The organism is Burkholderia sp. LK4 (assembly GCF_001043615.1).
In the GTDB taxonomy this organism is placed as follows: Bacteria; Pseudomonadota; Gammaproteobacteria; order Burkholderiales; family Burkholderiaceae; genus Burkholderia; species Burkholderia cepacia.
The window spans coordinates 19,868-43,494 of record NZ_LDUL01000003.1 but is presented as its reverse complement, the minus strand read 5'-3'; the positions used below and the strand labels follow the sequence as shown (position 1 = coordinate 43,494).

At 64.6% G+C, this 23,627-nt stretch carries 20 protein-coding genes; 14 read left to right on the top strand and 6 right to left on the bottom strand.

All coding sequences use genetic code 11. The features are described 5' to 3' along the window. Nucleotides 1-22: 22 nt before the first annotated feature. Genes VK92_RS00940 through VK92_RS00930 form a run of 3 tightly spaced genes read right to left on the bottom strand, consistent with a single transcriptional unit; the run spans nt 23 to nt 2,339 of the window. Nucleotides 23-916: a DMT family transporter gene (locus VK92_RS00940; protein WP_048023038.1), complete on the bottom strand. Its 894-nt coding sequence runs from the start codon at nt 914-916 to the stop codon at nt 23-25. Between the two features lie 8 nt (nt 917-924). After that, nucleotides 925-1,713 (bottom strand): DUF2182 domain-containing protein, encoded by a 789-nt coding sequence (locus VK92_RS00935; RefSeq protein WP_048023036.1) that lies wholly within the window; start codon nt 1,711-1,713, stop codon nt 925-927. Between the two features lie 23 nt (nt 1,714-1,736). After that, on the bottom strand, nt 1,737-2,339 hold the full coding sequence (locus tag VK92_RS00930) for a DUF1326 domain-containing protein (RefSeq protein ID WP_048023034.1): 603 nt from the start codon (nt 2,337-2,339) through the stop codon (nt 1,737-1,739). Between the two features lie 348 nt (nt 2,340-2,687). Between VK92_RS00930 and VK92_RS00925 the strand changes: the two genes are divergently transcribed. After that, the gene (locus VK92_RS00925) at nt 2,688-3,092 is read left to right on the top strand and encodes a lysozyme inhibitor LprI family protein (protein ID WP_021159155.1); all 405 of its coding nucleotides are present in this window, start codon (nt 2,688-2,690) and stop codon (nt 3,090-3,092) included. 73 nt (nt 3,093-3,165) lie between these two features. Here VK92_RS00925 and VK92_RS00920 read toward each other — a convergent pair whose 3' ends face one another. Further along, a complete protein-coding gene (locus VK92_RS00920) occupies nt 3,166-3,813 on the bottom strand; it encodes a response regulator (RefSeq protein ID WP_006483707.1) in 648 nt (215 codons plus the stop codon). Then, nucleotides 3,810-5,918 carry a PAS domain S-box protein gene (locus tag VK92_RS00915; protein WP_048023033.1) on the bottom strand — a complete coding sequence of 703 codons (2,109 nt, stop codon included), beginning with the start codon at nt 5,916-5,918 and terminating at the stop codon, nt 3,810-3,812. Before VK92_RS00915 ends, VK92_RS00920 begins: the two co-directional genes overlap by 4 nt. Before the next feature lie 322 nt (nt 5,919-6,240). On the opposite strand from VK92_RS00915, the gene VK92_RS00910 reads away from it, so the two are divergent. From VK92_RS00910 to VK92_RS00870, 11 genes are all read left to right on the top strand, one after another. Continuing rightward, a complete protein-coding gene (locus VK92_RS00910; RefSeq protein ID WP_021159153.1) occupies nt 6,241-6,711 on the top strand; it encodes a universal stress protein in 471 nt (156 codons plus the stop codon). Nucleotides 6,712-7,084: 373 nt separating this feature from the next. Next, complete coding sequence (locus VK92_RS00905) at nt 7,085-7,591, top strand: cupin domain-containing protein (RefSeq protein WP_048023031.1); 507 nt, start codon at nt 7,085-7,087, stop codon at nt 7,589-7,591. Nucleotides 7,592-7,776: 185 nt separating this feature from the next. After that, nucleotides 7,777-8,802 (top strand): DedA family protein/thiosulfate sulfurtransferase GlpE, encoded by a 1,026-nt coding sequence (locus VK92_RS00900; RefSeq protein ID WP_021159151.1) that lies wholly within the window; start codon nt 7,777-7,779, stop codon nt 8,800-8,802. A 539-nt stretch (nt 8,803-9,341) separates the two neighbouring features. Then, nucleotides 9,342-12,194 carry a type VI secretion system Vgr family protein gene (locus VK92_RS00895; protein ID WP_048023029.1) on the top strand — a complete coding sequence of 951 codons (2,853 nt, stop codon included), beginning with the start codon at nt 9,342-9,344 and terminating at the stop codon, nt 12,192-12,194. Between the two features lie 25 nt (nt 12,195-12,219). Next, nucleotides 12,220-13,482 (top strand): VRR-NUC domain-containing protein, encoded by a 1,263-nt coding sequence (locus VK92_RS00890; protein ID WP_048023027.1) that lies wholly within the window; start codon nt 12,220-12,222, stop codon nt 13,480-13,482. A gap of 38 nt (nt 13,483-13,520) precedes the next feature. Next, nucleotides 13,521-14,864: a type VI immunity family protein gene (locus tag VK92_RS00885; protein WP_048029095.1), complete on the top strand. Its 1,344-nt coding sequence runs from the start codon at nt 13,521-13,523 to the stop codon at nt 14,862-14,864. A 27-nt stretch (nt 14,865-14,891) separates the two neighbouring features. Next, nucleotides 14,892-15,461, top strand: a complete 570-nt coding sequence (locus VK92_RS41420; protein ID WP_131723356.1) for a hypothetical protein — start codon at nt 14,892-14,894, stop codon at nt 15,459-15,461. A 156-nt stretch (nt 15,462-15,617) separates the two neighbouring features. Next, the gene (locus tag VK92_RS00880; RefSeq protein WP_048023022.1) at nt 15,618-15,905 is read left to right on the top strand and encodes a PAAR domain-containing protein; all 288 of its coding nucleotides are present in this window, start codon (nt 15,618-15,620) and stop codon (nt 15,903-15,905) included. A 108-nt stretch (nt 15,906-16,013) separates the two neighbouring features. Beyond that, nucleotides 16,014-16,658 carry a GNAT family N-acetyltransferase gene (locus VK92_RS39300; protein WP_165589157.1) on the top strand — a complete coding sequence of 215 codons (645 nt, stop codon included), beginning with the start codon at nt 16,014-16,016 and terminating at the stop codon, nt 16,656-16,658. A gap of 480 nt (nt 16,659-17,138) precedes the next feature. Further along, nucleotides 17,139-18,521 carry an amino acid permease gene (locus VK92_RS00875; protein WP_048023020.1) on the top strand — a complete coding sequence of 461 codons (1,383 nt, stop codon included), beginning with the start codon at nt 17,139-17,141 and terminating at the stop codon, nt 18,519-18,521. Nucleotides 18,522-18,730: 209 nt separating this feature from the next. Then, nucleotides 18,731-19,666 (top strand): universal stress protein, encoded by a 936-nt coding sequence (locus VK92_RS00870; RefSeq protein WP_021159144.1) that lies wholly within the window; start codon nt 18,731-18,733, stop codon nt 19,664-19,666. A gap of 550 nt (nt 19,667-20,216) precedes the next feature. Here VK92_RS00870 and VK92_RS00865 read toward each other — a convergent pair. Beyond that, complete coding sequence (locus VK92_RS00865) at nt 20,217-20,651, bottom strand: hypothetical protein (RefSeq protein ID WP_048023018.1); 435 nt, start codon at nt 20,649-20,651, stop codon at nt 20,217-20,219. Between the two features lie 553 nt (nt 20,652-21,204). Here VK92_RS00865 and VK92_RS00860 point away from each other — a divergent pair. Continuing rightward, nucleotides 21,205-21,459, top strand: coding sequence for a DUF3562 domain-containing protein (locus tag VK92_RS00860; RefSeq protein ID WP_048023016.1), 255 nt, complete (start codon nt 21,205-21,207; stop codon nt 21,457-21,459). Nucleotides 21,460-21,814: 355 nt separating this feature from the next. After that, the gene (locus tag VK92_RS00855) at nt 21,815-23,614 is read left to right on the top strand and encodes a methyl-accepting chemotaxis protein (protein WP_021162001.1); all 1,800 of its coding nucleotides are present in this window, start codon (nt 21,815-21,817) and stop codon (nt 23,612-23,614) included. Nucleotides 23,615-23,627: the final 13 nt, after the last annotated feature.

Below are 23,627 nucleotides of genomic sequence, written 5' to 3'. Positions count from 1 at the left end.
AGAGCGTTGCGCCCGATGCGCATCAGCGGCGGCTGCCCGCCTGGCGCGCGCGTGTCGCGAGGACGGCCGCGACACCGCCGAGGATCGCGACCGATGCGAGCGCGAGCCGCCAGGTCGGCTGTTCCGACAGGAACAGCACGGCGCCGCACGCGGCGATGGGGGGAACGGAGAGCTGAACTGCCGCGGCGCGCATCGCCGTGAGGTGTCGCAGCGCGGCATACCAGAGCACGTAGCCGAGGCCCGAGGTCAGCGCGCCGGAAAGCACGGCGAGTACGACGCCGGCCGGCGTGACGTGGAAGCGGGCGGCGAGCGCGGCGCTCAGCGCGAGCGCCAGCGGCGCGGCGCGCAAGAAATTGCCGGCGGTCGCCGCGACCGGATCGACGGGCCGACGGCCGCGTATCGAATAGATTCCCCATGCGATGCCCGCGGCCGTCATCAGCGCGGCGCCGCGCGGCGTCGGCGCGGCGAGCCCCGGTGACACGAGATACACCAGTCCGCCGAGCGCCGCGCCGAACCCGGCCCAGCCGGCCGCGGCAAACCGTTCGCCGGCGTGCCATCCCGCCGCAAACATCGTCAGCTGCACCGCGCCGAACAGGATCAGCGCGCCGGTGGCCGCGCTGACGGTCAGGTACGCAAACGAGAAGCACGCGACGTACACGAACAGCATCGCCGCGGCGGGCCAGTCCGCGGGCGGGGCGGGCCGGCGCGCACCCGCGCGGGCGACGATCGCGAGCATCAGCGCGCCGGATACGAGACGCAGGCTGCCGAAGCTGGCCGCGTCGATCCGTCCGGCCTGCAGCGCGAGCCGGCACAGCAGCGAATTCGACGCGAACGCGAGCATCGCGATCGACGTCAGCGCGGCGACGCGCATGCCCGGCCGGACATGCAGCGCGAACGTGGAGGCAAGCGGTCGCATCGCGGGCCTCACGCGTGGCTGGCAACGATCAGCACGGCCGCGCCGAACAACGCGGCGCCAAGCGGCGCGGTGAGCGCCTGCCCCCAGGCCGCATTCTTCTCGAGTGCCATCAACGCGGCGAGCGCCAGCATCCAGCCGAGACTGCCGGTGCCGACGATGAACATCAGCAGCATCAGCGCCCAGCAGCAGCCGACGCAGAAGAGCCCGTGGCTGACGCCGAGCGCAAACGCGTGACGCATCGGCGTGCGGCCACGCCAGCGGCTGATCACGAAACTGAACGGCGTGCGGCAACGATCGAGGCAATGCGTCTTCAGTCCGCTGAACTGGAACGCGCCCGCGAGCGCGAAGACGGCCGCGCCGATCAGCCAGCCGCGCCACGCGAGCGCCGGCACGCGCGCGACACCTGCCAGCACCAGCCCGTGCAGGCCGTGCGCGACGAGGCCGAAACCGCTCCACGTGGCGACGTAGCCGATGCCGACGAGTGCGAGCAGGCGCGTCTGGTCGGGGCGGCTCGCGACGACGCGGGCAAACGCATCGAACAGCGACAACGTCGTCGGCAGCATCATCGCGAGGATCATCAGCGTCCAGCCGGCCGCGTCGAACGCGGCCGGCAGCCACAGCGTGCCGCCCGGCAGCGCGCGGCATAGCGCGCTGAACGGTGCGGACAATGCGCTGTCGCCGTGGTCGAGGTACCGCCCGTACGGGCTGCGCGTCCATGCCCACAGCGTGAGCCACGCGAACGCGACGAGACTCGCGAGCACGAGCGGAAACAGGCGCCGATGCAGCGAAGCGGCCATGACCGTGGGCGTGCAATCGCGCTTCACGCGTCGAACAGGAACGTGCTCTGCAGCGCGTTGTGATTCTTCAGATCGACGTCGATGCCGATCGCCGCGTTTTTCGACCGGTAGACCGGCGCCTTGCCGACGAACACCGGTGCGCCGGGTACCGTCGAGAACACGGTGTCGGTCAGCGTCGTCTGCGCGCCGCTCGGGCCGAGATACGGCTCGAGTTCCGCGTGGTAGTCGGTGCCGATCGACAGTGTGCCGCGTGCCCCTTCGACGTTGAACGTGATGGGGGCGCGTTCGATCGACACGACCGTGCCGATCAGTTTCGCGAGTTCCGCGATCGGGCCGCCGGCCTGGCCGGTGTAGACCTTCAGCAGCGCCTGCTCCTGCGCGTCGGATGCCGTGTCGCTGACGTAGATCGCGGCCGTCCAGTTGCCTTGCAGGATGTTGCCCGGCACGCGGCACACGGCGGCGATCGTGTTGCCGCTCACGTCGACGCCGTCGACGGTGCCTTGGTCGACATGCCATGCGACGATCGTGTCGCAGACGCCGAAATCCGGGTCCTCGCCGATCCAGCACGGGCAGAGTACGCGACAGTTGCAGACCTCGAGCAGACGGCCTTCCAGGTGATAGCTCATGATTCCCTCCAGGGAGCGACGGCGAAAGCACGTTGGGCCGGGTGGAGGAACCTGACTGACGAGTCGTCACCCCGCTCGGCGATGCGAACGCGAAATGCGCTGAGGAATGCGCGGAAGCGGAGACGGGATGGATGCGATAGCGCGGGCCTGAAGCGGCGTATCGATTTTCCAGTGTAGGTGCGCGGGGACGATATGCAAGCCGTCGCGGGCGCTGCGATGCCGGCTGACAAGCCGGCGCGCGTGCGCTAGCATCGCGATCGGTATCGCCGCCGCACGGCGGCCGATGCGCGACAGCACGACAGGCCCGGCACCGGGTTCCACGACTTCAACGAACAACAAGGAGCATCCATGCGTGTCTTGACCGGCCTGCTGTGCGCACTGGCGCTGGCGGCGAACGTCGCCCATGCACAGGCGAATTGTGCCGACGCGACGGACCAGGCGGCGATGACGGCATGCGCCGATCGCGCGTACAGGAAATCCGACGGGGAACTGAACCGGATCTACCAGGCCGTCACCGCGCGCCTGCGCGATGCGCGGCCGCTCGCCGACAAGCTCGTGAACGCGCAGCGTGCGTGGATCGCATACCGCGATGCCGAATGCAGCTTCTCCAGCGCGAACGCCGAGGGCGGCAGCGCGTATCCGATGGTCGTGTCGACCTGCCTCGACGATCTGACGAAAGCACGAACCGAAACGTTGAAGGGTTATCTGTCGTGCGAGGAAGGCGATCTCGCGTGCCCGGTGCCCGCGAAGTAGGCGTGGTGAGCCGCCCACGGCCGGGCGCACGGCGCGCGACCGGGCGGCGCACGCCATCCGCGGCCAGACATCGCTAGACGTCGTCCGTTTCGTCGAGCAGCTTGTGCCGCATCGCGTAGCGCACCAGCGCCGCTTCGTGCGGCATCTGCATCTTTTCCAGGATCCGTGTCTTGTACGTGCTGACCGTCTTCGCGCTCACGCACAGCGCGTTGGCGATCTCGGTCAGCGTCTGGCCTGCCGCGATTCGCCGGAACACGTCGAATTCGCGATCGGACAGCCGCTGGTGCGGCAACGTCTCGGCCGGCTCGTTCAGGCTCTGCGCGAACTGCTCGGCCATCGCGAGGCTCACGTAGACGCCGCCCGACGCCACCTTCGTGACCGCGCCGACCAGCTCGGCGCTCGCGCTTTCCTTCGTCAGATACCCCGACGCGCCGGCGCGGAACGCGCGCACCGCGTACTGCTGCTCCGCGTGCATGGTCAGCACGAGCACGCGCAGCGCGGGCTTCTCGTCCTTGATCTGCTTGATCAGCTCGACGCCGTTGCGGCCCGGCATCGACAGGTCGAGCACCAGCACCTGGGCGGGCGTGGCGCGCACGAGCGCGATCGTCGACGGGCCGTCGCAGGCTTCGCCGGCCACTTCGAACCCGGTGGCGTTCTGGAGGATGTGCCGCAGACCGTCGCGTACGAGCGTATGGTCGTCGGCGATGAGCACCTTGATCATGTGATGAGCGTTTCCTGTTGTACGGTGCTGAGCGGGAGTGCGACGGTGATCGAGAAACCGCGCGCGAGCGCGGTGTCGATCGTCACGGTGCCGCCCAGCATGTGGGCGCGTTCGCGAATGCCGATCAGGCCGAACGATTTGTCTTCGTGGGCCGGGCCGCCGGGTGCCGAGCCGCGGCCGTTGTCCGCGACGCGCAACACGCAGTAGCCTTCCTCCACGTCGAGCCGCAGCGCGACGCGCGTCGCATCCGCATGGCGCGCGACGTTCGTCAGCGCTTCCTGGACGATCCGGAACAACGTGGTCGCGCCCGTGCTGGTGAACGTGAGGCCGCCCGTTTCGATGTGCCGCTCGACGTCGATCCCGTAGCGGTTCGTGAAATCGTTCGCGAGCCATTCGATCGCCGGCACGAGGCCGAGATCGTCGAGCATCACGGGCCGCAGGTCGGCCGCGATGCGCCGCACCGATGCGACCGTCGCGTCGATCAGCCGCCGCATGCCCTGCAGGTGCGACAGCACGCCCTCGTCGGGCAGCGCGCGGCCGGGCACGCGCAGTTGCTGTTCGACCACCGACAGATCCATCTTCAGCGCGGTGAGCTGCTGGCCGAGGTCGTCATGCAGTTCGCGCGCGATGCGGGTCTTTTCCTCTTCGCGCACGTTCTGCAGGTTCGCCGACAGTTCGCGCAATTCCTCGCGCGACAGCTTCAGCGCATTCTCCGCGCGCTGCCGCTCGGTGATGTCGCGCAGCATCACCGTGTAGAGCTTGCCGGACGCGTCGCGGATCTGCGAGATCGACGCCTCGATCGGGAACTCCTCGCCGTTGGCGCGCAGCCCGAACAGCACCCGCTGGCGGCCCATCTGACGTTCGGACACGCCCGTCACGCCGAACTGGTCGACGTGCTTCGCGTGCGCGGCGCGAAACCGTTCGGGGATGAAACGCGACAGCGGCGCGCCGATCGCTTCCATCGCGGACACGCCGAACACCTGCTCGGCCATCGGATTGAAGATTACGACCGTCTGCTTCTCGTCGATCGTGATGATCGCTTCCATCGACGAACGGATGATGCCCATCATCCGCGCCTCGTTGAGGATGCCGCGGCTGCTCGCACCGGAATCGGCGGCACCGGTGCGGCGCAGCAGTGCATGGACGAGCATCGCGAACGCGATCGACGCGATCAGCCCGGCGGCGAGCACGGTGCCGGCCGCGCGTTGCGCGCCGGTTGCGCTCGGGCGGCCGTCCGCGGAATAGGCGAGCGTCAGCACGGTGCCGCCGAAGCTCAGCTCGTCGGTGCGCCGCATCAGGTCGGGCGATGCCGACGCCTCGTCGGTCGTCGTTTCGACGGCGACGATCGCACGCCGGTCGCCGCCGTCGGTCATCGACACGTCGATTCCGCGTTCCGCGTCGAGCGCGCGCTCGATCAGGCGACGCGGGCTCAACGCCGCGAACAGCACGCCGTCGGCGGCGGTGTCGCGCGTGCCGGACGGCGGGGCGACCGCATGCGGCGACGCGGCGACCGGCACGAACAGCGTGAAGGTGCGGGCGTCGCGGGATGTGTCGTCGTCGGCCGGGTGGACGCCGAGCGCGATGTCGCCGGTCTGCAGCGCGCGCGCGAGCGGTGCCGCGTCGGATGCGCCGAAGCGCACGACGGGCGAATTCGACGCGGGCGCGCTGAGCACCGCAGTCGCGAGCGTGCCGGCCGGCATCGGGTTCGTGCCGGCGAGCGCGGTGCGGGTCGCGGGCGGCAGCGGCGCATAGCCGATCTGGCGAACCGGCGAGCGGCCGCTGTCGAGGTCGAGCGTGTCCGCGTACCGGCGCCACTGCTCGGGCGTCATGTCCGGGACGAGGCTGAACGCGCCGCGCGCGCCTTCGAGCACGGCGACGCCGGACTGCAGCTCGTGGCGGAGCATGGCCGTCACGTGCGACGTGCGGCGTTCGAAACGCGTATGGACGGCGCCTTGCCACTGCTCGCGCACGAGCAGCGCAACGCCGAGCGACAGCGCCGCGCCGGCGCACAGCGCAACGACGCCGGCCGCGAGCGGCTGGCGTAACATGATCTGGAGGCGCGTGGGCCCTCGGGCGTCACGCGTCGGGGTTCCACTGGCGGTCATTCGATGGCCATTCTGTTGTCGGGGGCCGCCCCGTGGCACGAGGGCAGCGCAGCAAAACCGGGCAAAACTCGCACCGGGTGCACGCAACGTCTATTTTCAAGATGAAATTGTGCGCGATTTACACGTTTTTTGTAATGGGGTCACTAGAATTTGCGGCAACCGGCGTGAAGCAGCGGGCGCGCCGGCCGCACTTGACGCGCATCAACGGGCGCGTCGGCACGTGGGGCAGACTGTTCGGCAGGCCACCCGGCACCGGGCCGGGTGGCGATAACGGGCCACTGTCGCGCAACGCGCGAGGCGTGCCCGGTCGGAGGGACGGACCATGTACAAGCGGATTTTCGTCGGGCTTGACGGCAGCCCGAGCGCGCGTCTCGCGCTGAACGAGGCGATCCGGATCGCGGCGGCGTCAGGCGGCGAAGTCACCTGCGCGTATGTCGTCGAGCACCGGCCGCAGCTCGTCGACGTCGACGCGGGTTTCGCGGCCGAGCGCGATGGCGATGCGGCCGCGACCGATGCCGCGACGCCGGTGCTCGACGCTGCGAAAGCGGTGCTCGCCCAGGAGCATGTGCCGGGCACCGTGCGCGCGCTCGACGCCTACGGCGAGGATGTCGCCACCGTGCTGATGCGCACGGCGGCCGAAACCGATGCCGACCTGATCGTGATGGGCACGAGCGGGCGGCACGGCCTGCGCAGGCTGCTGCTCGGCAGCGTTGCCGAATCGCTGCTGCGCGCGGCCGACCGGCCCGTGTTGCTGGTGCGGCACAGCGAGCCCGGCGCGCCGTCGGCTGCGTGACGTCCGCGGGCGCGGCGCTGACGCATGGGCGGCGGCGGTCGCGCGGATTCGCCGGATGACGGCCTGACGAAACGGAAATGCACGACGCGCCGGCCGACGCTCGGCGTGTGAGCGCGGCTGCCGTTTCTGCCGCGCCGGCCACCGGCCGGGCGAGGGCGGTACACCCGATGGGCTCGATGGGCGCAGTCGCGTGGGCATGGTTGCATCCCGATACGCAGTTCTGGCAGCATCGGCCGGTGTCCGCTTGTTCGCCGCGCGCATGGCCGCGGTGTTCGACCCAGCGGCATCCGGCGGCATGCGGTCGCGTTCGCGACGGGCGAAGCGATCCGGTGCGCCGGGTGTCCGGTTCCTTACCTAACCGACGTCATCCGCCATGCCGATTTCCGCTACCGACCTGATTCGCCAGTTCGACCTGCAGCCGCACCCCGAGGGCGGCTATTTCCGCGAAACCTACCGTGCGACCGATTCGGTCGTGCGACCTGCCGACGGCGCGCCGCGCGCCGCGTCGACGGCGATCTACTACCTGTTGTGCGACGGCGCTTACTCGTCGTGGCATCGGATCCGTTCCGACGAAGTCTGGCATTTCTATGCGGGCGATCCGATCGAGGTATGGGTGCTCGACGAGCGCGACGGCTTGACGATCCACCGGCTGGGCAACCCGCTCACGCATCCGGGCACCGTGTTCCAGGCGGTCGTGCGGGCCGGGAGCTGGTTCGGCGCGCGCTGCGCGGCGCCGGAGCACGTCGCGCTCGTCGGCTGCACGGTGGCGCCGGGTTTCGAGTTCGCGGAATTCGAACTGGCCGACGCAGCCGCGCTGGCCGCCGCGTTTCCCGACTACGCGGAATACGTCGCGCAGCTTGCGCAGCGCCCGGACGCGTGAGCGCGACGGCGGTGCCGGCAACCTCCCGAAGCCCGCGCCGAAGGCGCGGGTTCCGCGCGATCGCGGCCAAACCCGTTTAGAATGCCCGTCATGCACTGGTTGGCTGCGGACGTGCCGCGGCGGCCGCTGCCCAGCCGGTCCGACGGCCCTCGTCGCGCGGCCGCATGTCTTCCAGGAGCGCCGCCGTGTGGCACTTTCCCATCGCTATTCCATCGTCGCTCGGCCCGTGGGCCGTGTTTGCGAGCGTGTTGATCACGCAGCTCGGCGTGCCGGTGCCGGCCGTGCCGATGCTGATTCTCGGCGGCACGATGGCGGCAATGGGGCAGGCATCCTGGGTCAGCATGTTCGCGGCGGCGATCGGCGCGACGATGCTGGCCGATTCGCTGTGGTTCTTCATGGGCCGCACGCGCGGCCGGCGCCTGCTGAACGGCCTCGTGCGCTTCTCGCTGTCGCTCGACACCACGCTGCGTTTCGCGCGTAACGTATTCGAAAGATACGGTGCGCCGCTGCTCGTGCTGTCCAAGTTCCTGCCGGGCCTCGGCCTCGTGTCGGCGCCGCTGCTCGGCACGACCGCGATCGGTGTCGGCGTGTTCCTGTTCTGGGACCTGGCCGGCGCGTCGCTGTGGGCCGCGTTCTGGCTGGTCGGCGGGGCGGCCATTCACGACCAGATCGTCCAGTTCGTGCTGTGGGTGCGCGCGAGCGGCGGCACGATCCTCGACGCGTTCCTCGCGATCTTCATCACGTTCCTGCTGTACCGCTGGGTGCGTCGCGTGCAGTTCCGCCGTTATCTCGCGCAGGTGCGCATCTCGCCGCCGCAGCTCGTCGAGATGATGACGTCGGACGAGCCGCCGCTGATTTTCGACGCACGGCCGAAGGCGATCCGCGAGCGCGAACCGTACCGGATCGCCGGCGCGGTGCCGGTCGATCTCGATTCGCCGGACCTGCTCGACCCCGAATTGCTGAAACGGCCGATCGTCGTCTATTGCGTGTGTCCGAACGAAGCCACCGCGAAGCGCCTGATCGCGAAGATGCAGCGCAAGAAGATGATCCACAACATCCGGGCGCTGAAGGGCGGCCTCGATGCGTGGGAAAAGCACGGCTACCCGGTCGAGCCGATGCCGGCCGATCTCGACGCGTCGCGTTATTTCGTGCGGCCGGAACACGGTGCGCTCGAAGGCGAATATACGGTGCGCGCGACGCTGTCGAAGTGACGCCCAGAGGGGCTTGACGAAGAAAGCGTGCCCAATTTCGGGTGGGCGGTAAGCTGACCTGCTGCGCTCAGAGGTCCCAATCCGAAAGCCAAACTCGTCTGGTTGCGAGATGTATTGGCATACGACATTCGCGTTCAGCGGGTTGCAAGGGCGCTATCTCAAGAAGAGTTTGGTTTCGCCGCCGGGCTGGATCGGACCTCTATCCATCAGGTTAAAAGAAACGTATCGGTCGACCATGTCGAACGAATCGCGATAGCGCTGGAAATCGATCCGGCTCCATTGTTATGCCATCCCTTAGGGACGGAGTCCCTACCTCCTTTGGCACGCTTGGTAACAATTGGCGATGCCTCCCGACAAGGTCGAGTGACGCATGCATGCGCGCGCCGCTTCCGGCGGCCCTGCGTAAGTGCGTGTCGAGTCGGCAAATATTCCTCAGTCTTTAACTACAATCGTGCCCGAACGACCTGACGTCGCCGCCGGCTGACTGTCTTTGCGTTGTTCCACTGACGGTAGCGAACCTGAGAGAAGGACGACAAAAAATGGCGCTTAGACGACCCGCGCCCAGGGATCTGAAGAATCGCGACCTGTACGAGGCCGTTCATCGCGGGTTGTTGCAGCACGACCGGCTGTTGATGCTGGATACACCACTCGGCAAGAACGCGTTGACCCCGCTGCGGGCACGCGGATCGTCCGGGATTGGCGGTGACTACCATTGGACAATCGACGTTGCGTCGCTGCGTGACGATACGGCGCTGCTGTCGCTGATGCATCAGCCCGTCATCCTGTGGATTCAACAGCGTACGGCACTGTATGCAGATTCGGTCTATCGACCCGTGCACGGTTTCGTGCATCAGGTTGGATATTTGGGCGGTGACGGTAGCGTATCAACGTACCAGCTTGAATTTTCATCCGCGCTGATTTTCCTGAGCAAGACCCGCAACGATGAAGGCTGGCTCGAAAAGGACGCGCGCGAAATCATTTCCGACGTGTTCAACCGCTATTCGCAGTTGCAGGGGCGGTTCCGGTTCGACCTGACGCGCGAACCTGCGGTGCGCTCATGGTGCCGTCAGAGCGAATCCGATCTTCATTTCGTGTACCGCCTTCTCGAAGATGAGGGCATGTATCTTCGTTGGGTCCACGAACCGACGAAGGAAGGCGAGCCGCCGAAAACAACGCTTGTTATCGTGGACCGAGTATCGTCGATGCCGGAAGCAAAACCGGCCGAATATTATCGCGGGAACGGTGATCACGAGGCGGACGGGTTCACTCAGTGGGCGGTCATGCAGACCCTGCAGAGCCTGAGTTATATGTCGTGTGCGTTCGACTATAAGCGCCCGACATCCCATTTCCAGACGGAAAGTGCCCTGCAATCCACGACATATGTAATGGACGGCGGGCGGCAGTCGGAATCGCGCAGCATCCCTGCTGCACCGATGACGATTTATCAGCCGACGGCGTACGGCTATCCGGATTCAGACAGCGGCGAAGGCCGTGCCCGTCGTCGTGTTGAAGAGTGGGATTCGCGTGCGCGTCGCTATTTCGGAGTCGGCGGTCTGCGATGGCTCGATGCCGGATCGCGATTCACGTTGGACAATCATCCGCGTCACCCCGATAGCGATCCCAAGAAGCGGGAATTCCTCGTCATTGAGGCGCGTTGGTTCATCGAAAACAACGTGTCGATTGGTCGACAGGCGACGGAATATCCGCGCAGTCTGCGCGCAACGCTGGCCGGGCAGCAGGCAGCACAGGGGACGCGCTTCAAGACACCAGAGCACCCGCAGGACGGGACGGCCGGGTTTTTCGTCATCGAGGTTGAGGCACAAGAGGCGAGTGTCGAATATCGCAGCCCGCTCGCGCATTCCAAGCCGAACATGACCATCGAGCATGCGATCGTCGTGACGCAGCAAGGATCGGAAGCGTGGACGAACGAGCGGAACCAGGTACGTGTGCATTTCGCATGGGACCGCAAGAACCCGGACGGCACCTTCGCATCGTCGCCGCTGCTATCGACCATGCAGGCCGACACGGGCAACGGCTACGGCTCGGTGCACGTGCCACGGGCAGGTGAATGGGTTTTAATAGCCTACTGGGCAAACGATTGCGACAAGCCGTTCATTTTGGGGCGCGTCAACGGCGGCACGACGCCTTCGCAATGGCATTCGAATGTCCTGCTGTCGGGATTCCAGTCGCAGGGGTTCGGCGGTACGGGCGCGTTCAATTCGTTCGTCCACGACGACGCCACGAACCAAGGCGGTACACGGCTCGTCAGCTACACGGGCAGCAGCTACGCATCGATCGCGCAGGGATACTTGATTCAGCAGAGCGGAAACACGCGCGGGCGATATCTCGGTTCGGGATTGCTGTTGCACGCCGACCATTACGCATCGGTACGTGGTGGCCGTGGCGTGTCGATCAGTGCGCACCCTGTTTCGCGCGACAGCGATCAGCTTGATGTTGACGAAGCACGCGAGCAGCTTACGCGCTCAAAAGACCTGCTCGGCAGCATCTCGGATGCGAGCGAACAGCATCAGGCCGAGAGCCTGAAACCCGGCGTTGAGGCGCTGACGGCGTTCACCGATGCAACGAAGCAGTCTGCATCCGGCGAATCTACCGGCGGACGTACGGCGGGCGGTGGCACGGGTAACGCCAACGCGTTCGCTGCGCCGCTGCTGCTGCTCGGCAGTCCGGCCGGTATCGGCCTGTCCACACATCAATCGCTTCACGCGAGTGCCGACCAAAAGGCGAACTGGATCAGCGGACAAGATTCATATTTCGCGGCGGGCGGATCGATGCACGCGGCTACGGTAAATCATCTGAGCCTGTTCGCACGTAATCAAGGCATCAAAGCCGTTGCGGGTAACGGCAAGGTCGAGATACAGGCGCAGGCTGGTGATCTGGAAATGATCGCGCAGCAGCTTGTGAAATTGCTGTCGGTGGCCGGACGGATGGAAATCGCAGCGGATCAAGAGATTGTCTTGTACTGCGGCGGTGCGACGATCCGCGTCAAGGGCGGCAACGTCTCAATACATGCACCGGGTAACGTTGACTTCAAGGGCGCGTCGTTCAGTTTCGCGGGGCCGGTTAGCGAGTCGTACACGATGCCGCACTTCAAACCGTCGTATCAGGCGCAATACGTCTTGAAGAACGAAGCAGATGACACGCCGATGATTCGACACGCGTACGAACTGAAGCTGCCATCAGGGCGGACCGTGCTCGGCCATACGAACGATCTTGGCGAGACAGTACCGGTCTTTACGCCGAATGCACAGAGCGTGAGCCTCAAGGCGTTCAAGCAGGAAAAGCAGGGCGTGGAGCCGTGGAAGTATGCGGGTGGTGGGGAACCTGACATTTGGGCCGATTACCTGAAGGTTGACCCTGACGAGCGCACGTGAGCGCCGACGATACTTGGAGAACAAAATGGGCGGATCACTTCAACCGGCAGGCGCGTGCGAGACGATCAAAGAGCGCGTACCTGAGTACGCATATTTGCCGCCGGGAACCAAGGGATATTTGCAGGAAAAGGTCGAGAAAGCACTGAAAACGGCGAAATATGTTCCCGTCAAGTTGCGCGATGGATCGATCGTTCACCGGTTGCTCATGCAGTCCGCGATGAGTGTGCCGATGATCATCGAGGAAGAGTTCAAATGGAAGTGGATATTCAAGTACAAGGCCGAAGTCAGCTTCGATATGACACCGGCAGATGCAATGATCGGTGGTATTCCTATTCCGTTCCTAAGTAACGAGAACCCCTACGGGGCGGAACGTCGCCGCAGTTTGAATCCATTTCCACCGGGGGCAACTGTCGGTCTGCTACGACGTCCTGATGTAATCATTGTTGATAAGGAAGCGATTCTTTGGCCGGGGCGTGGGACGATTGATCGCGAGGGCGGCCGCCATGTTCCGAATTTGTTGCGGCTTGTCGAAGTAAAGTTTCCGGGTGACTCTTTGGGTGAGGCTCAGCAAGAAGCCTATAAGCTGATCGCTGGTGAATACAAGAATCGCATGACCGTGATCGACGTGACCGATTGCAACGGTGAACTACAAAAGATCCCCCAGCCCGTGCCCGTTCCCGCACCGAAAACCAATGATGAGAAAGAGCGGCAGACTGTACCCATCCGCAGTGTTACCGCTGTCCCGCACCATGTCTGGTATGAGGACTGGTGGCAAAAGGCGCACGAGTTCGGCGAAGAGGTCGAACATGCGGTCGCCCCTGTCTGGGATGCCGTTCATCGTGGATATTCATACGTGTCTGCTGAAACCAGTGCGTTCCTGCGTCAGCATGCGGCGTGGATGTTTACGGCGGGTCAGTGGGTCGCTGACAAGGCGCATAGCGCTTGGGTATGGGTTGACGAGAAAGGGCACGAAATATTCCGCTACACGGCTGCGCAACTCAAGGCCGGATGGGAGGCAATTGTGCAAATGACCGATATGACGTGGGATGTGCTCACGCATATCGATTGGGCGCAGGTCGGCGTGACGATGCTGAAGGGGGCCGCGATAGCGGTAGCCATTGTGGTCGGCGTTGCGATCGTGATCCTGTTGTTGCCTGAGTTGATTGCGATATTTGCTGCTCTGTGTGCGATTATCGCGGCTGGCGCGGAAGCTGCCGCGGGCCTTGCTGCGGCGCTTGGCGTAGTGCTTGGCGGTGGGAGTGCAGTGGCAGCGCTGGCTGCGAACTGACTGAATTTATGCCCGACTGATCAATAGACGACCCGATTATGACTTTGAGTGATCCGAAACCTGTCTTGACGCCGTTGCAGGCGCTTTCCCGCTATCAAGAAGATTTGAGCGTGCGCCTTGCCGACAACTCGATGGGTGTGTTGCCGGGTGTCATCGGTACGGTGTTCTTCGAGCGTGGTTCGCAGCCTGAGGTGCGACAGGCGATCCTCGACTGCTTCGACCGCTTCACCGAAATGTTCGGTGAGCATCTGAAGGGAGGCAAGGACACTGACCTCGGTAAGTTTACGAAGCGGAACGACAAGGGTATTGAGAAAATTCGCCGTGCGATCATCGATTCGCCGCCGCATTTGAAAGTGAGTGTTGTTTTGTCTAGTGCGATGGATCAAGACACTGCGGCTGAATATAGCATCAAGACGCTCACGGGGTCGGCACTGGCACAGGACTATGTTCATCCCAACGGGTTGCTGCGCGTGGCAAAAGGGAGGGAATCTGGATTGTCGTATCTGAAGTTCAATGTACCAATGAACTTGATGGCGACCAGTGAAGGAATTGCGCAGTACGAGGATTTTTTGAGATATATCTGCGGGAAACTCGTTGTGCGTGCTGGTTACGGTGGATTAGCGCCGATACTTGCATTTAATTATAATCGGTACATGCCGCAGGAATGGGCGCTTGCGGAACGTTTCAGTGGATTGGATATTGATAGCACTGCTCACCTGCAGAAATCAGATTACGAGGCAAACTCGTATGAGGGCGATTCTCTCGAAGAAATGACGGCTCAGTATGACTACCTGCGTCCTGGTGCTAAGGTTGCTCGATGGGGTTTCATCAAAGGAGTGAGTTGGTACACGATCCTGGGCGAATTGTTCATCGAGCGCTTGGGCGGCGAAGCGGTGATTCGAGAAAAACTGGATCGCCCTGATATTCACGTCGAGCGCGCGAATGCTTGCTTGATGATCCGTGCGGGTGACTTCCCGCGCCTTGGCGCTCCTGAAGAGGGTTTGCCTGAGCCGTACGTGTTCGTGAATAGCGTCCTGCGGACACTCCGCGATCCCAAGCCTGATGCGCTGCATACCTATATTCCCGATCTGCCGAGTGCGGATGTGAAGAACGCGCGGAAGTGGGTAGCCCGTTTTGACTTGCCCGATGCCCCGCCGATCCCTGAGCCGCCGACTATCGTTCCGCCGCCCGTGAGTCGCGAACCGGCCCGCCAAAGTGTGCGGGGCGGCAGTACATGCCCGGAAGCGGGGTGGTGGCATACACCAGCCAAGGCCGGAAGCCGTCGCTATTTCGAAGCGGGCGAAACCATGCCGGTGATCGAAGGCAGTTCTTGGGGTACGACAAACTGGCACTGGTCGCCGAGTGAGAAACAGAACGGGTAGCGTTGAATATTCGACGTCGGGGGAAGAATGACTGGTGAGATTGAAGCGATCGTCAGGAAAAATATTTCAGGTGTTTGCGATTCGTTTGTCTTGAATACGGTGTGCGTCGAGCTTCAGGACAATGGCTTTATCGAGGCTGCGGGACAGAACTTGTCCAGCGTTCGAGCAATTCATCGGGCAAGCGAGAGAATTTGCCCGGAAATTATAAAAAGAGACTTGCGATTTCAGGATTTTCTTGTTGATCGCATTATGGTTGCGAGTGTAAGGCCGCAGCGACACTGGCTCATCGAGGCGCTTGGAAACCTAGACTCGTGTGTTGACCGGGGGAACATTTTCAAGCATGCGATTACGCCTCAAACGTCTTTGCTGACGTTAGCTTGGGGGATTCCAATGCTCCTTGCAAATGTTGCTTTCGGGATTAAAGCTAGCTATTTTCGGAAATTTACTGCTCATGGGAAGTTTGATGGGTGGGTGGAAGGGCACGTAAATACCGAGAAAATTGACGCACGCTTGATACTTGAAGAGCTATTGGCTGGTAATGATGGAGTGCCTGCGAAATACCGTCAAAGACTCGAAGAGGCTTTGAAGAGGTATTGACGTGAGTAGAGTTTCGGTCCGGAGGTCGGTTATTGGCTCGTACTCGCGGTAAGCAGGAGGTCGGTGCCAGTTCGAGAAAGGCATGAGCACCGCCTGTCATCGAACAGAGCCAGTTGGGTACGATACCTGACGAGAAATACAACACGGCTAACGATCATGACGAGATACATGATTTTCGACGGCGATCATACGACGGTGGCCGGAACGGTACAAGCTAAGGCTACGCCGTTCGCGCTCGACGGCAGGCACATCGCGCATGAGGATGACGATGTGTTCTGCCCGGTATGCAAGACGATCGGCAAGATCAAATGCATCGGCCCGCGAATTCCGATGACCGGGCCAGATGGTCGCCGCGTAGCGCTGAGTGATGATCTGTGCGTTTGCAAGTGTCCGGCGCCGCCGTTACTCATTCCGTCGCAGCACGTCATGTCGGTGGACGTGTGAGGTAGATCGAACGCGGTTGACGGTCGATGTTGTGACGTTCAACTCCGTGCTAATGTCAACTCGCGTGTCGTTGTATTCCCGATGCAAGAAACGTTCACCGACTCGATCATGTATCCCACCGAATCGAAAGTAGTGCCGCTATCCCGTCAGTTTCTTGAGTCATCAATCGCGTTGATTGACGCAGCGTTCTCGCGTGATCCAACGCTTGCATGGTGTCTGTCTGCTCAAACCCCGGGATTCGATGCCCGTCGGACGAATTACCTCAGAAGCTACTTGCAATATCATCACGACGCTTCGCTTCCCGTTCTCGGTGTATGGGTGCGGGATGCACTGGTTGCCGTCAGCTATTTTACGCCGGGTTCAACTACGGAAAATACATCCAGCCTTGCAGAACTAGGGCATCAGATCGCATCTGGTTGTGGCAAGCGATCCTTGCACAGAATTGACTTGCTCCGGAGGGTCGTAGAGTCAAAACTCTCATGTCACGACTGCAGTCGGATTGAATTCATCGCCGTTTCTCCACTGATGCAGGGTCACGGAATTGGCGCATCGCTCCTACGGGCCACGCTGGCATATCTCCAAGATATCGAGCCAGACAAGAATGTATTCCTTGAGACTGGCGAGGTACGAAATCTTCCGCTCTATTTGCGACACGGATTCTCCGTTCGGCAGCGGATTGGCTTTCCCGGACTAGATCAGTATCTCCTGCGGAAGGACGCGGTGTGCGGTGGTCTGGCAACGTCATATGAGTGAAGTCCGCAACGGTTCCTTAAGAGCCTGCGTTTGCCACGAACTGATCCAGACGGACATGGGCCGTCGCGATCACGCGAGCCGGAACCCGCCACGATTTCCACGAAAATCGACTGGCGTGAAACCACTGATCCTCCATATAATCCCGCCTGCATATTGCGTGCGCATGATCGCGCACATTCGACGCGTATTCGTTCGCGCCGAAAGCGATTGATCCCGGTGCCGTTCGTTACGCGCTCAGCCGCGTCACACGGGCCGCACGGGCGTATTCCGTGAAAGGCCCGATCCGTTTTCCGGATTGTTCCGGAAGATACGGATAATCCGCGGCGATTCCCATCGGATTGACGCAGTATTCGTGTCGTTTCTTATTCGGAAAACGACGACGGAGATTATTTCGTTTTCGGCATGCCGGGTTCGGCATGAACGGTCGCGCATTGATATCGACAATGACGGCGGCCCGTTCACGGCTGCCAGGAGACGGACTTGAAACAACCAGAAGACCAGTTGCACCGCGGGCTGGAAGAGCGGCACATCAACCTGATGGCGCTCGGCGCGACGATCGGCGTCGGCCTGTTCCTCGGCTCGGCCACCGCGATCCGCGTCGCCGGCCCGGCCATCCTGCTGACCTACCTGCTGGGCGGCATCGCGATTTTCCTGATCATGCGCGCACTCGGCGAGATGGCGATCGCCAATCCCGTCGCCGGCGCGTTCAGCCGCTACGCGCGCGACTACCTCGGGCCGCTGGCCGGCTACCTGACCGGCTGGACCTACTGGTTCGTGTGGATCGTCACCTGCATGGCGGAAATCACCGCAGTCGGCGTCTACATGCACATGTGGTTCCCCTCCGTGCCGAACTGGATCTGGGCGCTCGCGGCGCTCATGGCGATGGGCTCGGTGAACTTCATCGCGGTCAAGCTGTACGGTGAATTCGAGTTCTGGTTCGCGCTGATCAAGATCGTCACGATCGTGCTGATGATCATCGGCGGCGGGTTGATGATCGCGTTCGGCATCGGCAACGGCGGTGTCGCGATCGGCCTGTCGAACCTGTGGGCGCACGGCGGTTTCATGCCGAACGGCATCAACGGCGTGATCGCCGCGCTGCCGATCGTGATGTTCGCGTATCTGGGCGTCGAGATGCTCGGTCTCACGGCAGGCGAGGCGCGCAACCCGGAGAAGTCGCTGACGAAGGCCGTGAACTCGGTGTTCTGGCGCGTGCTGATTTTCTACATCGGCGCGCTGTTCGTGATCATGTCGCTCTATCCGTGGGACCAGATCGGCACGCAGGGCAGCCCGTTCGTGATGACGTTCTCGCGGCTCGGCATCCCGGCTGCCGCCGGCATCATCAACTTCGTCGTGCTGACCGCGGCGCTGTCGTCGTGCAACAGCGGCCTGTTCAGCACCGCGCGGATGCTCTACAACCTCGCGCAGCAAGGCCAGGCACCGGGCAAGCTCGGCAAGGTCAACCGCAACGGCGTGCCGGTGTACGGCGTGATCGTTTCGGTCGCGCTGCTGCTGATCGGCGTGCTGCTCAACTATCTCGCGCCGCAGCACGTGTTCACGTGGCTCACGTCGGTGTCGACGTTCGGCGCGATCTGGACGTGGTGCGTGATCCTGATCGCACAGATGCGCTTTCGCCGCACGCTGTCGGCCGACAAGATCGCGCGCCTGCCGATCCGCGTGCCGTTCTATCCGCTCGGTTCGTTCGTCGCACTGGGTTTTCTCGTGCTGGTCGTCGTGCTGATGGCGTTCACGCCCGACACGCGCGTCGCGCTCGTGATCGGGCCGGTGTGGATCGTGCTGCTCGGCATCGCGTATGCGCTGTTCTATGCGAACCGTCCGGCGGCATCGGTGCCGACGAAGTCGTAAGCGGCGCGGGCAGGAGCCCGTGCGACCCTTGATCGCGATCATGCACGCGCGGGCCGGACGTTCTATGCTGAACGCATCGCTTGTCCGCGCTTCGCGTGGCAACCCGCCGATCCCCGCGACCGTGGCGGCCATCCGGCCGCCGCGCGCCGCTTCCGCGCGAAGCTCCCGTCGTCGTTCCGCGACGACGCGCACGCACGGAGGCCTTCGCCATGCAGCCTGCCCAGCCCATCCCGACGCTTGCGCGGATCGCGCTGGCCGTCGATCCGACGCCCGAATCGCTGTCCGCCGCACGCTATGCGCGCACGCTGCTGCGTCCCGGCATGCGATTGCGCATCGTCTGCGCAATCGACAACCCCCGCCTCGTATTGCCCGACATCCCGCGCATCGACGCGCTGCTGACGTCCGCGCGCGAGGACATGATGCGCGAAGCGCAAGCCGTCAACGAGCGGATCGCCGCGTTGTTCGCCGATAGCGGGATCGAGGTCGAGCAGGCCATCGTCGATACGTCGGTGACGGGCGGCTCGGTGGCCGATGCACTGGTGAACGACACGTCGGAATGGCGCGCGGACGTGCTGATAGTCGGCGCGAATCCGCATCACGGGCTGCTGCGGCTCGTCGAAGGCGCGATGTCGGACACGCTGACGACACGCGCGCGCTGCGCGCTGCTGATCGTGCCGGCCGCCTATGCGCTGCCGTCGAATGGCGGCCTGCAGCGGCTGATGTTCGCGGTCGACGGCAGCGAGCCGTCGCTGCACGCGGTGCGCGTCGGGCTCGGCTTCGCGACGCCGACAACGTTGCTGTACGCGGCATACGTGATCGATCGCGCGGTTCGTCTGACGGATATCGTGCCGGTGCGCGCGCTCGAGGATGCCTATCGCGCGGAGGGCGAGGATGCACTCGCGAAGATCGGCCCGCTGTTCCATGCGACCGGGAACCCGACCAAGCGCAGTATCGTCGAAACCCGCCCGACCAGCGACGACGTGGCCCACGCACTGATGCGCGACGCCGTGCACTGGCGTGCCGAACTGCTGGTGGTCGGCACGCACGGCCGGCGCGGCATCGCCGCCTGGCTGATCGGCAGCGTCGCGCGTCGCGTGGCGCATCTCGCCCAGGTGCCCGTGCTGCTCGTGCGCGGTACCGAGTAAATCGCGCGGCGTCGAGATCGAAACCGGCCTGGTTTGATCTGCATCAGAAATGGCGCAAGTATCGCGTGAGACATTGACGGAACAACCGGCCACGCGGCCGGTCTGTCGTGCATGCACCGCGCAGCCGCGCGAGCGTCGAAGGCCGTGATCGACGGTGCGTTCACAGGCGTCACATCATTTTCCGGAGCCGCGACGTGCGATGCACGGCGCGTCATCCGGCCGAGAACTCTCTGGCACGAGGGTAGGCAGCCGTCGGCTGCCTTGGAGGACGGGCGGGGTGCATGTCACCCCGTCCGCTTTCCGCATTGGTGTTGTCGTTGGCCCCGTCTGAAGTGCATTCCCCGCAGGAATCGTTGTCATTGCGACCGTGTGGAACGGCGCGTGGTGATGCGTGACGGCGCGCGGTGGCGCCGGTGCGGATCGGCAAGGTCGCGGCAGGCTCACCGTTGCCGCGCCGTCGTCGTAAAGGCACGGCGTGCGGCAGGCGCTGCCGACGTTGCGCGGTGAGCAGCCATTGCACGGCCCCGTGCCGTGCCGGCCGCTTGCCCGCTCAGCCGGTGCGAACCATCGACCGCAAGTCGTGTCGCCGGCCTGCGCCGCGGCGAACGCGCGGGCGCTGGCGCGCAATGTGCAGCGGCGCGCATATGCCGCATGCACGGTTGCGCAGGCGGTTTGCATGGGGCCAGCCGGGGCGCGCCTTGCGGCGTGCCTCGACCGCGGCCGGCGCGTCGGGTGCGGCCCGTGCGCACAGTGCCGCGGCGAACCGTTGCAGCGCGAGAACCGAGCCCGCGACGCTCTGGTACTTCTCTCGGCCGATCTGCCCGTCGAGCGTGACGAGCAACCCGGCTTCGCGAGCAAGCGCAAGCAAGGTGTCGATATCGTCCGACGGACGGTTGCCGGTCGGCACGGCCCGGGCGGCCTGGGCGCGCGTGTTGCCCGACGCGCGCCGTTGGCCGTCCCGGCCCGGTAAGTTGCGATGTGCCATGGTTGGTCTCCTGCGCCAGGCCCCGCATGCCGGCTCGACGGCCGGCTGAGCGATGACCTGTATGAACGTTTCGTCCATGTCACCAGTATCGTGGGGCGCCAGTACCCTGCCAAGCAGCGTGCGCTGAAGTCGCTGTCAGGGATTGCGCGGCGCGTATCGGAATCCGCTGACACGCGGGGCGCCGGATCGGCCGTCCGGGCGACGATCCGGCCCGTTCGTTCCGACGAATGGCAGGCGCGTGGCGGAGCGCGCTTGACGCATGATTTCGGCCGGTCTAAGTTCGCCAATGCATCGGCGTCGAGCAGCGTCCCATCGTTCGCCCGCCGCCGGTGCCGCGCGCCGGGGTGGCGTGGCAGGTTTCCAGTCTCGTTCGCGGGCCGTTTGCGCCGCGAATCTTGCGCGGCCGGTTCGGGGACGAATCGGCACGGCGGCACGCAACGTGCCGTTGATCGCGCGCAAACACGTGCCGGCGCATCGCACGCCGCGCGGCCGTTCAGTCTTTAAGCTTCCAGTACCTTCCTCTTTTCGTTCCTCGACTGTCAGGAGTCCGTCGATGTCCAAGGACAATTTGCTCGATTCACTCAAGGAAGCCGCCAGGCAGCGCGCGATCGGCGCGGATCAGTTGCGTGCGATGCTCGACGACGAAGTGCGCGCATTGTCGTCCGACGCGCGGGTGCACGATTACATCCACGTGTTCGCGATCCGGCACCTGCGCGAACGGATGCGCAGGCAGGACGAACTCGCCAACGACACGCGGGCCGACGGGCCGCCCGCGGAAGCCGATCCCCGTCCGGGCCACCGCCTGTAACGGACGCGCGCCGCGACTGGTGGCGCGGGCGCGGCGCGATCCGTCGCCGCGCCACGGCCGGGCTCCAATCGACACGCATGCATCCGTCGACCGAGCACCGGCCTGTCTCAACCTCCTTTTCGGCGCCTCCTGCCCAGGCTCGCAGGTGCCGTCGTCGCGTCCCGGCGGCGTACGCGCGCGGCGCAGGACGGCGCACTCATCCTGACGATTCGCCGACGATTCGCTGACGATCGGCATTGCGTTTCATCAGACGTTTCACGGAATTGTCACAGCAGCCTCAAGTAAGCGGCGCGATTGCCGTTTACCCGGTGAATTCGTCCACCGGGCGTTCGCGCTCCCTTACCGAGTCGTTGCCATGTTCTCGTCCATCCGCGCCCGCATCCTCGCCGCGTGCGTCGCCATCGTCGTATTCGCGCTCGTCGCCACCACGCTCATCAACTACTTCATCGCGCGCTCGTACAACGACGACGCGATCGACCGCAACCTGACCTCCGTCGCAAGCGGACACGTGGTCGGGATCGCCGACTGGGTCGCCACCCGGAGCCGGATGATCGCGTCGCTGCAGGATGCCGCGCTGACGCCCGATCCGCTGCCGGTGTTCAAGCAGATGGCCACGGCCGGCGGCTTCACGAACGTCTATGCGGGCTACGCCGACAAGGCATTCCACTTCTCCGACCCGACCGGCATCCCGCCCGACTACGATCCGACCGGCCGCCCGTGGTACAAGCAGGCCGCGCAGGCCGGCAAGCCGGTCGTCACGCCGCCTTACGTCGATGCCGGCACGGGCAACCTCGTCGTCACGTTCGCGGTGCCGATCCTGCGCGACGGTACGCTGAAGGGCGTCGTCGCCGCCGACGTCGCGATGGACACCGTGATCGCGAACGTGAAGTCGATCCACCCGACGCCCGCGAGCTTCGGGATGTTGATCGACAGCAGCGGCCACGTGGTCGCGCACCCCGACCCGAAGCTCACGCTGAAGCCGGTCGCCGACGTGTCGCCCGAACTCGGCGCGACGAACGGCGCGACGATCGCGGCCGCGACGGCGCCGGTCGAGGTGAGCGTCGGCGGCGACGCGAAGCTGGTGCGCGCGCGCCCCGTGCCGGGTACCGACTGGTACGCGCTGGTGCTGCTCGACAAGAACGAGGCGACGGCCGGGATGCGCTCGCTGCTGACCGCTTCGCTGATCACGCTGCTCGTGATCGTCGGCGTCGCGTCGCTGATCATCGGCGCGATCACCGCGACCGCGTTCCGCCGCCTGTCGCAAGTGCGCCAGGCGATGGCCGCGATCGGCTCGGGCGCCGGCGACCTGACGCAGCGCCTGCCGGCCGACGGCCGTGACGAAGTGGCCGACATCGCACGTTCGTTCAACAGCTTCGTCGACAAGCTGAACGACGTGATGCGCGAGATCCGCGATGCGAGCGAATCGGTGCGCACGGCCGCGAACGAGATCGCGGCGGGCAACCAGGACCTGTCGTCGCGCACGGAATCGGCGGCGGCGAGCCTCGAGGAAACGGCCGCGTCGATGGAAGAGATCACCGCGACCGTCGGCCAGTCGGCGGCGGCCGCCGGCCAGGCCGACGAACGCGCGGCAGCCGCGTCGCGGATCGCATCGCACGGCGGTGTGGTGGTGTCGGACGTCGTCGCGACGATGGAGAAGATCGAGGAAGCGTCGGGCCGGATCGGCGACATCATCGGCGTGATCGACGGGATCGCGTTCCAGACCAACATCCTCGCGCTGAACGCGGCCGTCGAAGCGGCACGCGCGGGCGAGCAGGGCCGCGGCTTCGCGGTGGTCGCCCAGGAAGTGCGCAGCCTCGCGCAGCGCAGCGCGCAGGCCGCACGCGAAGTGAAGGTGCTGGTCGAATCGACGGTCGCGAGCGTGTCGGCCGGGTCCGGGCAGGTGCGTCAGGCCGGCGATACGATGCGCGAGATCGTCTCCAACGTGGCGAACGTGACGACGATCATCTCCGAGATCACGCACGCGGCGAACGAGCAGACGCGCGGCATCCAGGAAGTGAATCGCGCCGTGACGCAACTCGACGAAATGGTGCAGCAGAACGCGGCGCTCGTCGAACAGTCGACCGCCGCCGCGACCGCGCTGCAATCGCAGGCGAACGCGCTCGCGACCACGGTCGGGCGGTTCAAGGTCGCGTAATCATGTTGCGCCA